Source organism: [Enterobacter] lignolyticus SCF1, assembly GCF_000164865.1.
GTDB classification, from domain to species: domain Bacteria; phylum Pseudomonadota; class Gammaproteobacteria; order Enterobacterales; family Enterobacteriaceae; genus Enterobacter_B; species Enterobacter_B lignolyticus.
Genome location: NC_014618.1, coordinates 2,791,501 through 2,805,476, shown reverse-complemented (window position 1 = coordinate 2,805,476; position 13,976 = coordinate 2,791,501). Strand labels below are relative to the sequence as shown.

12 protein-coding genes and 2 pseudogenes are annotated in these 13,976 nt (G+C 50.9%); 5 read left to right on the top strand and 9 right to left on the bottom strand.

All coding sequences use genetic code 11. The annotated features are described in order from the left end of the window. Positions 1–508 precede the first annotated feature (508 nt). Positions 509–694 (top strand): annotated as a pseudogene (locus ENTCL_RS23005) (NADP-dependent isocitrate dehydrogenase); the annotation flags it as partial. 83 nt (positions 695–777) lie between these two features. Here ENTCL_RS23005 and ENTCL_RS22420 read toward each other — a convergent pair. From ENTCL_RS22420 to uspF, 3 genes and pseudogenes are all read right to left on the bottom strand, one after another. Then, on the bottom strand, positions 778–4,212 hold the full coding sequence (locus ENTCL_RS22420) for an autotransporter outer membrane beta-barrel domain-containing protein (RefSeq protein WP_238981751.1): 3,435 nt from the start codon (positions 4,210–4,212) through the stop codon (positions 778–780). 801 nt (positions 4,213–5,013) lie between these two features. Next, positions 5,014–5,145 (bottom strand): annotated as a pseudogene (locus ENTCL_RS24175) (ESPR domain-containing protein); the annotation flags it as partial. 705 nt (positions 5,146–5,850) lie between these two features. Beyond that, a complete protein-coding gene (uspF, locus tag ENTCL_RS13195; protein ID WP_013366635.1) occupies positions 5,851–6,285 on the bottom strand; it encodes a universal stress protein UspF in 435 nt (144 codons plus the stop codon). A gap of 283 nt (positions 6,286–6,568) precedes the next feature. Between uspF and ENTCL_RS13190 the strand changes: the two genes are divergently transcribed. Together ENTCL_RS13190 and ENTCL_RS13185 are read left to right on the top strand one after the other, a co-directional pair. Continuing rightward, positions 6,569–6,811 carry a hypothetical protein gene (locus ENTCL_RS13190; RefSeq protein WP_013366634.1) on the top strand — a complete coding sequence of 81 codons (243 nt, stop codon included), beginning with the start codon at positions 6,569–6,571 and terminating at the stop codon, positions 6,809–6,811. A gap of 176 nt (positions 6,812–6,987) precedes the next feature. Continuing rightward, positions 6,988–7,287 (top strand): hypothetical protein, encoded by a 300-nt coding sequence (locus ENTCL_RS13185; RefSeq protein ID WP_013366633.1) that lies wholly within the window; start codon positions 6,988–6,990, stop codon positions 7,285–7,287. A 51-nt stretch (positions 7,288–7,338) separates the two neighbouring features. Here the strand turns inward: ENTCL_RS13185 and ENTCL_RS13180 are convergent, their stop codons facing one another. Then, the gene (locus ENTCL_RS13180; RefSeq protein ID WP_013366632.1) at positions 7,339–7,551 is read right to left on the bottom strand and encodes a hypothetical protein; all 213 of its coding nucleotides are present in this window, start codon (positions 7,549–7,551) and stop codon (positions 7,339–7,341) included. A gap of 322 nt (positions 7,552–7,873) precedes the next feature. Here ENTCL_RS13180 and ENTCL_RS13175 point away from each other — a divergent pair, with 322 nt between their 5' ends. Continuing rightward, positions 7,874–8,128, top strand: a complete 255-nt coding sequence (locus tag ENTCL_RS13175; protein WP_013366630.1) for a hypothetical protein — start codon at positions 7,874–7,876, stop codon at positions 8,126–8,128. Between the two features lie 42 nt (positions 8,129–8,170). On the opposite strand, the gene ENTCL_RS13170 is transcribed toward ENTCL_RS13175, so the two are convergent. The 3 genes from ENTCL_RS13170 to ENTCL_RS23000 all read right to left on the bottom strand — a co-directional run bounded on the left by ENTCL_RS13170 (position 8,171) and on the right by ENTCL_RS23000 (position 11,582). Next, positions 8,171–9,253, bottom strand: a complete 1,083-nt coding sequence (locus tag ENTCL_RS13170; protein WP_013366629.1) for an oxidoreductase — start codon at positions 9,251–9,253, stop codon at positions 8,171–8,173. Between the two features lie 14 nt (positions 9,254–9,267). Further along, the gene (locus ENTCL_RS13165) at positions 9,268–10,014 is read right to left on the bottom strand and encodes a DeoR/GlpR family DNA-binding transcription regulator (protein ID WP_013366628.1); all 747 of its coding nucleotides are present in this window, start codon (positions 10,012–10,014) and stop codon (positions 9,268–9,270) included. Positions 10,015–10,604: 590 nt separating this feature from the next. Next, positions 10,605–11,582, bottom strand: a complete 978-nt coding sequence (locus ENTCL_RS23000; RefSeq protein WP_237325125.1) for a helix-turn-helix transcriptional regulator — start codon at positions 11,580–11,582, stop codon at positions 10,605–10,607. A gap of 454 nt (positions 11,583–12,036) precedes the next feature. On the opposite strand from ENTCL_RS23000, the gene ycaC reads away from it, so the two are divergent. Continuing rightward, complete coding sequence (ycaC, locus tag ENTCL_RS13155) at positions 12,037–12,660, top strand: isochorismate family cysteine hydrolase YcaC (RefSeq protein WP_013366626.1); 624 nt, start codon at positions 12,037–12,039, stop codon at positions 12,658–12,660. 121 nt (positions 12,661–12,781) lie between these two features. Here ycaC and ENTCL_RS23715 read toward each other — a convergent pair whose 3' ends face one another. Together ENTCL_RS23715 and ENTCL_RS22995 are read right to left on the bottom strand one after the other, a co-directional pair. Next, positions 12,782–12,880, bottom strand: a complete 99-nt coding sequence (locus tag ENTCL_RS23715) for a YoaK family small membrane protein (RefSeq protein ID WP_013366625.1) — start codon at positions 12,878–12,880, stop codon at positions 12,782–12,784. 81 nt (positions 12,881–12,961) lie between these two features. Continuing rightward, positions 12,962–13,852 carry a GNAT family N-acetyltransferase gene (locus ENTCL_RS22995; protein ID WP_013366624.1) on the bottom strand — a complete coding sequence of 297 codons (891 nt, stop codon included), beginning with the start codon at positions 13,850–13,852 and terminating at the stop codon, positions 12,962–12,964. Positions 13,853–13,976 lie beyond the last annotated feature (124 nt).

The window sequence follows — 13,976 nt, the reverse complement described above, 5'->3', positions numbered from 1 at the left end:
CATTCTCTGGAGCGAAGAACACGGGTCTGGCGACCTGTACTGGTGCAGCATAGATCCTGACGAGGGAATCTGACATTCAACTCGCGCTCAGGGCTGTCGTAAAGCTCAATCCAAAAGGTTACTGATATCTGCAGACCGGTTAGTTTATTCGCTGGCAAAGAGTGTGGGCAGTTTCTCACGGAAGAGGAGGTCAGCGTATGGATAGGCTAAAAAAGGTGATTATACCGACCAGACAAACCATCGGAATTGATACTTAGCGCAATGGAGATGATCTGGTAATAGAGTCGTTTCCGTTGCCGGCGCGGAGTTATGCTGAGCCTGGAATTTCACTACACGAGCAATTTGACATGTACCCGTAGTCAGCGATTATTTATGGAAAAGTGGTTATCAAAACTCAGATATGGCTTTTGATAATCAATGCGTTAGAAATCCCTTAAAATAGCGTGATTCGGTGCTGATTTCGTTGTTTTAACCTTTTGTATCAACATGATAGGTTAAAGCCCCATATCTACTGCTGCGTCACATGGAATGGTTCGAAGCCGCAGACCTGATCGTCAAAGGCATGGAAGGCGCAATCGCTGCCAAGACCGTGACCTACGACTTCGAACGTCTGATGGACGGCGCTAAGCTGCTGAAATGCTCAGAGTTTGGCGACGCGATTATCGCGAACATGTATTCCAGGTTTTGGGTTTAATGAGAACGGGAGCCGATGGGCTCCCGTTTTTTACTTACGGTAAACAGAGCCAGGTGTCTCCAGGCTCTGTGTTTTGCTTACCATCAGAAGCTGTATTTTGCGCCAATCATGGCGGAGGTGTCGCTGTATCCTTTATCCCCCACCTGGACGCCAACATTACCCCACAAATTCAGACGTGGGCTCAACTGGCCTTCAATACCTGTTTTTACTTCACCGATATTTCGTGCTCCCGCCTGGTAGAAACTTACCCCATCCATACGCGTTCCGAAATCCTGAGTGTTGTGGATCCAATTCACTTCTACAAACGGCTGGAAAGTACGGTCCTTACCCTCATCCATCTTACTGTGCCCATTGAGGTAAGTGCGGATGCCCAGACGCGTCTGCAGATTGCCTTCACCGTCACCGCTCACTCGGGTTCCGTTTTGCTCGCGGTGATCGTCAGCCTGAACGCCCATCCAGATAGCCTGAGCCTGAGGCTGGATATACCACGTATTGAGCGAACCTTTGCTCCCGGCGAATTCCCCCAGCTTGTGCGTATAACCCAGCTCCAGTGATGCCGTCATCCCGCTCGATTTATACGTCTCGGCCTGGACATCTTGTCCTTTCACCTCATTGTTAAACCAGCCATACTGCGCCCAGCTATCCAGATATACACCCTGTTTTGTTTCATCATTTTGGAACCAGGTTGCATAAAGCCCTGCGCTGTATCCGCTGACGGTACCCTCGGCACGGTAGCCGGTAACGCTGGAGTTTGAGTTACTGTGGTTATTACCATAACCCGCCATCACGCCGAGGTGCCAGCGCTGCAGCCCATCGGGGCTCCATTGCGCAACATCGCCGCCCAGCTGCGTGACATAGCGGTTGCTTTGTGTGTCGAGCTGGCCGCTGCTGTCCTTCCAGCTATTATGCCCACCGACCTGACGCAGCCACATGCTGGTCGCTTTCTTCTCACCCGTCAGCGCATCGATATACTGCGTTTCGCCAAGGCGGTCATGCAGTTGGGTGGTGAACATGGTGTTCGCCGCAGCCAGGTTCGCGGTATAGCTGGCGGATTCCGGACGTACGGTATAGTGGCTGGCTAAATACCAGTCGCTCCCTTTTTTCACAATGTCGTAATCATAAGTACCGGCGACAATACGCCCCGATTTGGTGAAGGTGCCATCAGAAAGTCCATTCACTTTCACCAGACGAATTCCCTCAACGGTCTGGGCGCCATGACCACCCGCATGATTCACCTTAATAAAGGTATTGCCGCGGGTATTGCCGTTAACCACGATGTTATCGCTGGCGGAGGTATCGTCATGCAGCACCGCATTCATGACCACGGTGCCGTTCTGCCCGTTCCAGTTTGTGGCCGTCAGCGTCTGTCCCGCCGGTATTGATGAGGACGACGGGGCGACAAAGCTAATCGTACCGGCGAGGTTAACATCATTAACCAGTGAGTCAGCCGTCATATTCCACAGACTGGATTTATCAATATTCACATCGGTGGGATCGATCCAACCGGTGAGGCTGGCGCCATTGCGCAGTGACAGGGTGGTATTGTCTTTTGCAATGATGTTACTGACCAACTGAGCGCCGCCTCTGGTGCCATCCAGCACCAGTTCGCCGCCGTCAATGTAGGTATCCCCGGTCCAGCCGGTTTTACCGCTCAGGGTCAGCGTTCCGTCGCCGGTTTTGGTGATGCTTCCCGGCTTTTCTCCATCGACAATGTCGCCGGCAAACGTGGTGCTATCGGTAGTCGCGGCATTGTCCACCGTCAGCATGGCGCCGTTCAGGTGAACTTCGCCACCCGTTCCAGCAAACCGACGGAACTTCTGGTTGTTGCCGTTCAGGTCGAACACGCCGCCATTAACGATCACATCGCTGCTACTGGCGATACTGTCCGCCACGTCGGTGCGTAATGTGCCGCCATTGATCGTGGTCTTACCGGTATAGGTATTCACCGCCGATAACACCAGTTTACCATTACCGGCTTTGGTCAGGCTTTTGCCATCCCACCCGCTGGCGAAGGGACCCTGCCGATCGGCCAGAACGGTATCAACATTGAAGCCGGTTCCATCGGCAACCGTGAAGGTCCCTGTGCCTTTCGCCTGCATTCCGTCAGTCCATGCCATGCGAAAGCCAACGTTATAATCCTTACCATCCGCTGACACATAGCCATCGCGCAGCAGGTAATCAATGCCCGTATCGCCCAGCGGGTTATTGGTGAAATCCCCGGTAATGCCATTAGTGGTATGGATGACCGTATAGGTCGTGTTCGTGACGTCGCTCGCCTTGACCGGCTCCAGGCTGTCGGCGAAACCATTGACGAGGAGGCGCCCCCCGAGGTTGGCCGTATCCGCGAGGACAACAGGCAATGTGCCGAGGGTAATTTTTAGCGTAGAGTCTACCGCCTGAGTGAACACGCTCCCGACATTCAGCGTCGAATTCGCCAGACCGACATCCGTTGTCGCTCCGGCCTGCGTCGTATAGGCGCCGGTGGTGGTGAATGCGCCCGCTTGCGCAAATCGCAGCGTACCCCCGGCAACATTGACGCGTTCCACCGTGGTATTGCTGCCGCTCAGAATTTGCGTCAGCGACCCGACCTTGGTGAGTAGTCCGATGTTATTCAGCGCGCCGGCAAATTGGGCTTCATCCAGGAGGCTGCCGTTGTTCGTCAGGTTATTTGCTCCCAGGGTGAGGGCGCTTGCGGCGCTGCTGGCGCCGATCGCGCTGGAGGCATCGCCCTCAAGAGAACCCAGCGTTGAGCCTGCGGCATCCGTGGTGAGGACGGCGCCATTATCGAGATGAACGCGCGATCCTGCGGCATTGGCGCCGGACAGGACAATACGGCTGCCCGTTCCCGTTGCCCAGAGCCCGGTTCCGCCGGTGCTGCCGCCGTTGAAGGTCACCAGCCCGCCGGCTTCCGATTTGGCGCCCCAGGTGTTCGGCGCGGCCGCGCCACGGATATCAAGCGGCTGGTTATTGAGCGTAATTTGGCTGCCGGCGCCATTGGCATCCAGCATTGCTGACCCTGCGCCTGTCACGGTTATCGTCGGCAGGATATTGTTCGCCGTGCCATCAAAAACCCGGGTAGCGCCTCCGGTTGCCGTAAAGCCATGGGAACCCGCCCCCGATGTCGTAATACGGCCGCCATTGCTGTTTATGCGCGCGGCGCCGTCCTGCTGCATACCGTGCGCGCCATCGCCGGTGGTTGTCACAGCGGTCGCTGCGGTCAGGTTAATCATCGAGCCCGCGCCGCTGGCGTAGATGCCGGTAGCGCCAGCGCCGTCGGTGCTGACGGTCGTGGTCGTCCCCGTATGAATTGTTCCGCCGCTAACGGCCTGCAGGCCATACGCATTGTTTCCTGCCGTGTGAACGATAGTCGTTCCGGTGCTGGTAATATCGCTCCCGGTACCCGTTGCCTGCAGGCCAACCGTGCCATCGCCCGCTGCCGTCACACTGGAATCAACGAGGTTGATAACCCCGCCGCTCTGGGCCAGAAAACCCGCGCCGCTTTTGCCTGTAAGATTCACCGTCGTGAGGCCGCTGCTGGAAACAGACGTGCCGGAACCGTTGGCGTTCAACCCGTGGGACTTGGCTCCGATGATTGTAATGTCTGCGTCAGCAAGATTAACCGTACCTCCCGCCCTCGCGTAAACACCATCAATATATCCTGAGTATTGTTGAGTGGCCCGCATCACCATGTTGCCGGTAACATTAATCGAACCTGAATTGGCAAATATTCCACGGTTAAAATCATCCAGGCTCGTTATGTTAAGGTCATTCAGGCTGACAGATGCATTTTGTCGTTGAGTTTCGACACCCACGTTTGACGCTTTTTCGAGGCGAAGCGTAGTCACTCCGCTTACCGAGATATTGCTTGAATCTCCGTAGGCGCTTAGCGCTTTGGCGTTAACATTGGTTGTTGTGATATTCACATCGGCTAATTGAATATTACCGCTCGCCTCTGACCGTATACCGTATGCGCCATCGCCGTTTACCCGCACGGTGGCCAGTCCTGTGCTGGTGAGATTTCCTAACACGCTTATGCCCCATGAACCGTAGCCGCTGGTTGTGATGGTGACGTTTTTAAGGTTTATCGCCGTGAGGTTATCGTCAAAACCATCAACCACAATGCCCTTACTGTAATTGCCTGAGGTATTAATAATCAGATCGTCGGTGGAGGAAATTGTTTCCCCATACCCCAGATAGATACCAGGAGTGTTATCCGCTGTTGTGGTTATCGTACTGGTTTCACCGGTTGGAAAAGTAAAATCACCGGTCACGGTTGACGTATAGTCAGCGGCATATACCGGCTGCCCGCATAGCATTGTCAGCAATACGACAGATAAAGACGTTTTTTGATTAACACAACACTTTTGTTGCTTTTGCGATGTAGTCAGTTCAGAAACAACCATCCAGCACTGATTGGCTGCGCTCCAGATAACTCTAAAAATCTTGTTCATTTTATTTCCATATAGTTTGCTGCATTGAAGTGGATTCTTAAAAAAGAAGTCCAGGTACTTTGGGGTATGTATTTTGAGAGTGTTTTTTTGTTCGTATTAGAAAATGCTCTTGATATGTTTCCCAGGGTCTTAATGTGTATTTGAAATGTTATATTTCATGTATTTTTGTAAGTTGGTTTATTTTTGGACAATTTGTTGTCTTTATCTTGTGTTGTCAGCATTACTTTAATTACATTAATTATGTCTGATACGGTGATTTCTTTTAAAACAATGAGTTGTGTTTGTATGGTTTGTTAATATAAAAATGTTTATAAAAATAAAACAATGCCGCTATTCCGACCTATTTATCAAATTACTGAGCATTTATGAAAAATATCGATCTTTATGATCAAATTTGTGTAAAAGTATGCATTGGCAGGTGTAAAAATAGCATTTGTACTTTAGGAGTAGAGATGAGGTGAAATGCATCGCAGAATCATTCGTGATAATGGACTGTATGTGAAAATCATTTGGGAAGTAGCGCTAGAATCATGTCTGGACGTTTGCGCGCGGCATAAGGCCTTTAGTAAGGCGTAAATCTGTATTTTAGCTATCGGTCCGGGATTCTGGGTTAAATGAGAACGGGAGCCAGGGGGTTCCCGTTATTTATGCCTGGACCTTAAACGACCTTTCCGTGTCGGGCAAGCATACTCACATCAGACAGGTTTATCGCACGACCAGTACCGCACATTTAGCATGCCGAACAACAGCCGCCGCCGTCGAGCCCAAAAGGTATGTCGATATATCAGGGCGATGCGAGGCAATAATGATTAAATCTGTGCTCATGGTATCGGCAAGCTTGAGTATCTGATCTTTTGGCGACCCCGTTGTTACGTGGGTCTGAATCTTGTTCGCGGGTATCTTAAACTGCTTAACGATGTCATCCAGTTTTGCCTGCACTTCCTCGCGAAACTCCTGCATTTTTGGCATTTCCACTGAATACGCCAGACCTAATGATGAGTAGTAAGGCAAAGAGGGGATAACCGTAAGAAAATGAACCTTTGTCGTATTCATTACCGCGTGAGTCTGGACATGCGAGATCACCTGCTGAGTCAGGTCACCTTCTGAAATATCAATGGGTACAAGAATAGAATTATACATATGGACGGACCTCTGCTTGTTTTGTGTACAGATTAAGCCTGGGTGATGAACCAAAAGAAAAGTGTGCGTTTGCCTGCAAATTCCGTATGTCAGCGCTCCGGTTACATCGGCGCATTGCAAAAGCGAAGGAAAAACGAACGAGCCGGGAGGAAAAAGCAGCATCCGCGAAGCATCGCCGCCAGGGGAACCGCTCTGGGTCACTATATGGTAAAAAATAGGAAAATTTTATTGCTATTCTTTGCCGCGCAGAGTGTTTACGAACTTGAGCTTTGAGAACTTTACTATGAAAAAGTCCGTATGGATGTTGATTGCTGCTGCTTCCCTTTTTACTGCGCTCCCGTCACAGGCGACTCAGCAGGCGGCTGAACGCCGCGATGCGCGCGATGTCCGCCAGGACACTCGTCAGGACTCCCGCGACGCGAAGCAAGAGTGTCGGGAAGGCATTGTTGGTAACGCGGATTGCCGTCAGGAACACCGTGATAACAAACAGGAAGGACGCGACGCTGCCCGGGATATTAAGTACTGATGTAACGTCGTGAACGGTCGATTTTTCGAGGGGGGGATCCCCCCCTTATCGCATCCGGCTTTCTTCTTTTTACCCGCATGTTCCAGGAACATTCCTCATTCTGCACAGAGAAAGGCAGGGGGGTTATACTTATCAGGTGTAGAGGCCGCATCAGCTTCTGCGTCGAGGAGGTTAAAATGTTCCGTATCTCTTATCTCTCGATGATAGCCGGCGCTATTTTGTTCGCGGTACCCGTTGCGACGGTATTTGCCCTTAACGTTCATTCCGTTACCGGAATGACAGGGCAGCCGAGTCAAACCATTGGCAGCGCTCAAACCGGGAGCGTCACGCCGGGCCATGCCAGCAGCGCGCCAGGTTCGGCGTTTAATCCCGCTGGAAATGCAGGTACCCACTACGCGGGAACCCAACCGCAGAACTCCGGTAATCCAAAGAGCGTATCCCAGTACGATGTTGCTGGTTTCCAGCAATCGCATTAATAAGACTGAGCACCCATTCTCTTACCCTGGGTAACAACAGCACACATTAACTCAATGCGTGCTGTTGAAGTCCGCAGCGGAAACCGTCGACCATTTATCCGTTACGTTTTTCCAGTCACAGTCAATCGTTGCGCCATCTTCGGTGCAGTCCGGCAGCGATGCCTGATATTTTTGCTCTTTAGCGTCAGTGTCGTCGTCCGACCCGCCTGTCGCACAGCCTGCCAGTAAAAGCGCCATCACGAAAACCACCATAAAGCGTTTCATTACAGCACCTCCGCGGCATTTTAGCCTCTCAGATGCAGTTGATAGACGGACTTAGCGGACACTCGGGTAACATCGTCCTGGCGCGATCGGCGGTATCATAGGCCATGAATGCCGCGACGGCCGACAGGATGAGGCTGATTAGGATAATCACCAGTGCCCTGACCATGAGTATGTTCCATGAATTGAAAGATGACAGATACTTTATGGACAGCGGGTTAAACAGAAAGGCAACTTAGCGCAAACTACACAATTCCCCCATTTTTTCTGCACAGTGTTATGTCGAAATTACCCCGGTTAACTCTTCCTGGACAGGGTATCGGCAATGGTGGAAACGCTTCTGTACGCTGGCGGCATCGGCAGCATAACGTATCGGTATCACATTAAAAAAACGGGTAATGTCTATTACGTCACCATCAGCCGCATCGTGAAGGGCAGTGAGACGCCGGTTGGCGCGAAGGTACTGATGAACGTTGCGATGGAAAACGTGGTGGACGAATGCCTGTCGCACTATCGGCGTAACGCCAGACCGCCACTGTGGATGCGCTACCGCTTCCGCCCAATGGGGCTTTTCAGATAAAGCCCGAGCTGCGCATTGCCGCAGGTCGGGCGTCGGGAACGGTTATTGCAGCTGGGCTATCTCGTCCGCTGTCAGGCTAACGGTTTGCTGCGACCCCGATTCCGCCGAGCGTACTGCTGCCTCGAGGACCGCCATCACCGCCAGCGCCTGCAGCGGAGAGACCGGGTTTTCAGTCTTACCGGTTAATGCATCACGGACGTGCATATAGTACTGGCGCTGATCGCCGTCCGGCGTTTTCAGCGCCTGAGGCTGCAGGTCGGCGCCAAACAAGACAAGGCTGTCGTCATCCTGCCCCCAGGCCGCACTGCCGGGAACCACGCCCGCCAGCAGCTGGCTTTCCTGCTGGTCGGCCTTTTGCTTCACCACGCTGCCCTTATCGCCATGTACGGTAAACCGCGACACGCCGCCGGCAACCAGCATGCTGCAATGCAGAATGACCTTGTGATCCGGATAGTTTAAGACCACATGCGCCCAGTCGTTGATCTCGGCGCCAGGGCGCAGCGTCGCGATGTTCCCCTGCACCGACTGCGGCAGACCGAACAGCTGCAGCGCCTGGTCAATCAGGTGCGGCCCCAAATCAAACCACAGACCGCTGCCCGGCACGTTTTGCTCGCGCCAGCGGACGCGGACTTCCGGGCGGAAGCGGTCGATATGCGATTCAAAATGCTTAACCTTACCGATAAGTCCCTGGGCAATGACCTGCTGGATGCCCAGATAATCGCTGTCCCAGCGGCGGTTATGGAAGACGGAGAGCAGCCGTTTTTTCTCCTGGGCCAGCGCGATAAGCGCTCTGGCTTCCTGCATGTCCAGCGTGAACGGTTTATCCACCACCACGTGTTTACCGGCGTTCAGCGCCAGCGTTGCCAGCGGCGCGTGCGTTGCATTAGGGGAAGCAATCACCACCAGATCGACATCCGGATGCACAATCGCTTCTTCAGGCGAGGCGATGACGGTCACATCAGGAAGGTCGCGCTTAACCTTCTCTTCATCGCGGGAGGCCACAACGGCCAGATTGAGCCCCTCAACCGCACGGATCAGCGGCGCGTGAAACGTCTTGCCGACGAACCCATAACCGATCAATGCAATGTTAATCTGCTTACCATCCTGCACAATGACGTTATTCATTACCTTCTCCACACTCATGTCGCATTCGCGATGTTGACCTGCACGGAACCCGCGTCTCCCAGTTCTTCCCAGGGGCGGTCCAGAAATAGCTGATGAATATCCGATAACCCGGCGACCAGATACGGTTCACAGTGGTTTAATTTGGTATGGTCGGCGACCAGCCAGTGCCGGGTGCTGCCTGCCAGCATGGCGCGTTTGACGTCGGTATCCGCCTCCTGGCTGGCGCTCAGGCCGAGCCGGGCATGGATGGCGCACGCGCCGAGGATCGCAATGTCGGCCCGGTATCTCTCCAGCAGCGACAGCGTCGCGCTACCGGCAAACAGGCGCTGCTGCTGATCCCACCTGCCGCCCAGCAGGATCAGCTGGATGTCGTGGCGGTCGCTGAGCGACTGGGCAATATCAAGCGACGCCGTAATAACCGTCATCGGCCCCTGCAGCTGCGTAGCGACGGCCATGACGGTGCTTCCCGCATCGAGAAACAGCGTCGATCCTGCCGGGATCTTCTCCGCGACCATTCTGCCTAAGCGCTGCTTCGTTTCCGGCAGCAGCGCGCTCCGGCCTTTGCGGTTCATGGCGGAAAGATCGAGAGCGATGGCGCCGCCGTGGTTTTTCTGCGCCAGCCCCTGTTTTTCGAGGTCGGCCAGATCGCGGCGCACGGTGTCTGCAGAAACCTGCAGTGTCTCTACGAGCTCGGCAATGTTGACCTGCCCGTATTCACTAAGCAGATCAAGCAAATATTTTTGTCTGGCGGTTTTATGCATGGTTTCCAGGATGCCGCAAAATGTTGCAATAAGTCGCATAATACAGCATTGAATCGAAAAAGATATAAGCGCGTATTGTCTGCGGCATGAGCGACTGTACGCAGGGGAGGAGGACGAGGGCGGGAGCCTGCTGTCGAAGAGACAACTTTCAGGAGCAACTACGAGCCTCAGATCCGTGAAGGATCTTTTTGCTGTACTGAGTCTGGACAATACCCGGTACGATAAGGCCTGCAGGCGATTGCTGGTCTTTGGGGATAAACGGGAGATAGGCTGAACAAGCGTAAAATGATAAAGGCAGCCAGCGCACCGGTAGAATTCAAGAAGGCATCCGTTAAAGAGATTAACCTTTTTAAATATGTCGGGCATGGTTATTCAGTGGCTGAGTTATCTTGTCTGATGAATATCCATGAAAAGTCAGTGTATCAAATCAGACGGGAACGATTGATGAAGTACGGCTTCAGAACACAGCATCCCCTGGCATTTCTTATGTCGAGAGATATTTTGAACGTTAGCAGGGTGTCTGCCTGACCGCTGTCTGCGGGCAGCGTATTCGTCAGGCGCGAACCTGAACATACAGCGGTATGTCATGTTTAACGATGAGAATCTCTATTTTTTCGAATCTGCCCCGGCGACAGGCCAAAATGTTTTTTACAGACACGAGAAAAATGGGATGTGTCGACAAATCCTGCCCGTCTGGCTATCTCTGAAATCGAAAGCTCATCATATTTATCAGCTTTCAGCATTCGTAAAGCCGTCTGGGCGCGAAAATTCATGAGTACCTGACCATAGCTTGTACCCTGATTAGCCATAACACGATGTAAATTCCTTATTGACATACCTACTTCATGTGCAATCTCTTCCGCTTTCAATAAAATGTTAGTATGACGCTGTTGCAGACTATCTACGATACGCTGATAGTGTCTGTCGTGGCTGAAATGACCAGGAGATGCATTTTCGCAAACGACTTCATTATAAAGAAAGGATAACATGACGCCCAGTTGGTCAAGGAGCAGAGATGACTGAAAGTCATTCTTTTCAAGATATTGTGGGGAGAGGTTTTCAATATATGACGCGATTACTTTCCCCCAACCGGAAAGATGACACAAATTTAGCTCAATAATTTTCTCTGGTTCAGGAATCCAGGTCTGTAACCACTCACGGGGCAGAGTAACTGTACGGTTTAAAAAACCTTCAGGTAAAGAGGATATATACTGTTTTCGGGTATCAATCAGGACAAGTGTCCCGGCTGGAACAGGCAGTTCATGTCCCAGGTGATTAACAAATAACCATGGTAAGCCTGAGTACACTAAATGAAATGCATCACTTTCGCTTCGCGCCAAATCTTTGGCAGAACGCCGGGACTGTTTAACAGAACCGTTGATGTCAGTGACTGAAAATAATCCCGCATGATGGGAAGAAAGATGACACCAAAAATCGGCCGGATTACTGATAACGGTTGTTACCTTGATCAGACTTTTCGACAAAATGCTGTCAAATTCACTGAATTTATCCTCCATCTCGCCATTGCTGGTAGACCAGTTGAATGTCTGATGCATGAGTTTATTCACATTGTTTTCCCCACTAAATAAATGTGAGTTCGTTCAGACCTGGCTATTATTCGTGCCGGGATGCCGCTTATTGCTTACAGTAAATTATAAACGATATCATTTTTTAATAAAACATGTGGCAATGTACCATAAAACTTCCGTTTTTGCATCATTATAATGTCGATGTCACCTAATAATAAAATTAGTATCATATAAAATTCACTGACCTGAGCGTTATTTATTTTATGCCAATAGTATGCCTGCTAATCATAACGCAGGAGGCGTCACTTTAAGCAAGGAAGTTGTCACTCGCAGCACTATGGTAATTATTTTGATTGAACTACACTTCATAACGCTGGTGCGTTTTAGTTGACAATTCCGGGCATTATTAGCCGATGCATTATACGTACCTGATTGTTTTCTGAGTTGTTTTCGTGTAACCGGTCTTTTCACTCCTTTTTAAGAGAATATCGATATGTCAAAAAAATATGTGAGACTCGATAAACATGATGCCGCCGTTTTGCTGGTTGATCACCAGACAGGCTTGCTCTCTCTGGTCCGTGATATCGATCCGGATAAGTTTAAAAACAACGTTCTCGCTCTGAGCGATCTTGCAAAATATTTCGGGCTACCGACTGTCCTGACAACCAGTTTTGAAAATGGCCCCAATGGACCACTGGTGCCAGAGCTCAAGGAACAATTCCCTGATGCGCCCTATATTGCGCGCCCGGGAAATATCAACGCCTGGGACAATGAGGATTTTGTAAAAGCAGTGAAAGCGACGGGCAAGAAGCAATTGATTATTGCTGGCGTGGTTACCGAAGTTTGCGTAGCCTTCCCGGCGCTTTCCGCTATCGAAGAAGGTTTTGATGTATTTGTTGTCACCGATGCTTCCGGGACCTTTAACCCGATTACGCGTGACGCCGCATGGGATCGAATGTCTCAGGCCGGCGTGCAGCTGATGTCATGGTTTGGCGTTGCCTGCGAGCTCCATCGCGACTGGCGAAATGATATTGAAGGACTGGGAACCCTGTTCTCCAATCACATTCCGGATTACCGAAATCTGATGACCAGTTTTAATCTGCTCCATAGCAAATAAAACCTCCACGCATAACCCACTGTAAGCATTACAGAACAGAGCGGAGGAATTGGACTAACTGTCTATCCTCCGCTCAGATCTGCTGGTCGCCAGGCAACGGTGAACATCGCCTGGACGCGATTTATGAGCCCGGCGTGGCATAACCGCCAATCACAAACCAGGCCAGAAACGCAACGGCGACAATAAACACCAGAACAGGGAATGCGATGCCAATTCTCATACTTCCTCACTTTCATTATGGATTTTTAATCCATACAGGATACGGTTTCTGTGGGAAAGAGAAAAGCCTTCATCCGCGAGGTTAGCTCAGGGTACGGCCAAGCGGCACCAGGTCGCACCACAGCTTTTTGTAATCCCACTGCTCTTCATATTTGCCCAGAGAGAAGATCATCTCTTTTTGCTGCTGCTGGCACAGCGCTTTCGCCTGGGTCAGGTTTTCCCACAGCAGCACCGTACCCGGGCTGAACTGGCGATGCTCCGGATCGTATCCGCCGTTGATATCGTCGAAGTATATCCAGTTCTGACATTCCGACATAAATATCAGGTCGATAGCGATAATGACCTCGTTAAATATCAGGGCATGGCCAAAGATTAAATGACGAAAATGTGACAGCACTTCCATTAAGGCATCTTTTTTATAGCAGCGCTTACTCCCTGCCCAGCGTAAGGTAAATAAACGAATGTATGCATCACATATTTCCTCATCGCTGAGTAAATTGATGTTTATTATTGAACCGCCGCCTTTAATAAAGCGTTTTCGTTCACCGTCCCGTTTTCTGCTGGTTGTTTTTGACCAGCTTTCTTTCGCGTAACAAATCTTATGTTTACCTACGGCACGGTAAATGGAGTTCATGGCTTTACCGGCATGCCGTGGTGAAAGTATCTTAGTGCGAAACGGAATTAAATGCCGGTGTTCGCCATGTAGAGGTAGCAAAATGTCTTCAAAAACAAACGGGTAGTCGTTTGAGTAAAGAGAGAACGACCGGTTTGTATGGTAGATGCACGAGACCAGATCGTTATTCTTTTTGCGTGATAAATAGGAAACGCTTCGCCCCGTTTTTTTACTAAGCCAGTCTATAACATCCGGGTGCGTACAAACGCTGCCGCCAAATTGATACCAGGCCTTTTTATAAGTTTCGGAATCGCACTCTTGCCAGCCGAAAACCTTATTTATGAGAAATTTTTTTAACATATATAAACGAGGGGTTGGGAAAGTTTAGCAATGCTAACATAAAAATTTTAATTGTGGAGAGATTGTGGAGGCGAACATCGCTTTGTTGATAATGTGTTTACTTTCCCAGGCAGGATGCTTTCAG

Coding starts and splice junctions, on each gene's coding strand:
- uspF (WP_013366635.1), bottom strand. CDS start 6,285: ATGTATAATTCTATTCTTGTACCCATTGATATTTCAGAAGGTGACCTG.
- ENTCL_RS13175 (WP_013366630.1), top strand. CDS start 7,874: ATGGTGGAAACGCTTCTGTACGCTGGCGGCATCGGCAGCATAACGTAT.
- ENTCL_RS13180 (WP_013366632.1), bottom strand. CDS start 7,551: ATGAAACGCTTTATGGTGGTTTTCGTGATGGCGCTTTTACTGGCAGGC.
- ENTCL_RS22995 (WP_013366624.1), bottom strand. CDS start 13,852: ATGTTAAAAAAATTTCTCATAAATAAGGTTTTCGGCTGGCAAGAGTGC.
- ENTCL_RS13165 (WP_013366628.1), bottom strand. CDS start 10,014: ATGCATAAAACCGCCAGACAAAAATATTTGCTTGATCTGCTTAGTGAA.
- ENTCL_RS13185 (WP_013366633.1), top strand. CDS start 6,988: ATGTTCCGTATCTCTTATCTCTCGATGATAGCCGGCGCTATTTTGTTC.
- ycaC (WP_013366626.1), top strand. CDS start 12,037: ATGTCAAAAAAATATGTGAGACTCGATAAACATGATGCCGCCGTTTTG.
- ENTCL_RS13190 (WP_013366634.1), top strand. CDS start 6,569: ATGAAAAAGTCCGTATGGATGTTGATTGCTGCTGCTTCCCTTTTTACT.
- ENTCL_RS23715 (WP_013366625.1), bottom strand. CDS start 12,880: ATGAGAATTGGCATCGCATTCCCTGTTCTGGTGTTTATTGTCGCCGTT.
- ENTCL_RS13170 (WP_013366629.1), bottom strand. CDS start 9,253: ATGAATAACGTCATTGTGCAGGATGGTAAGCAGATTAACATTGCATTG.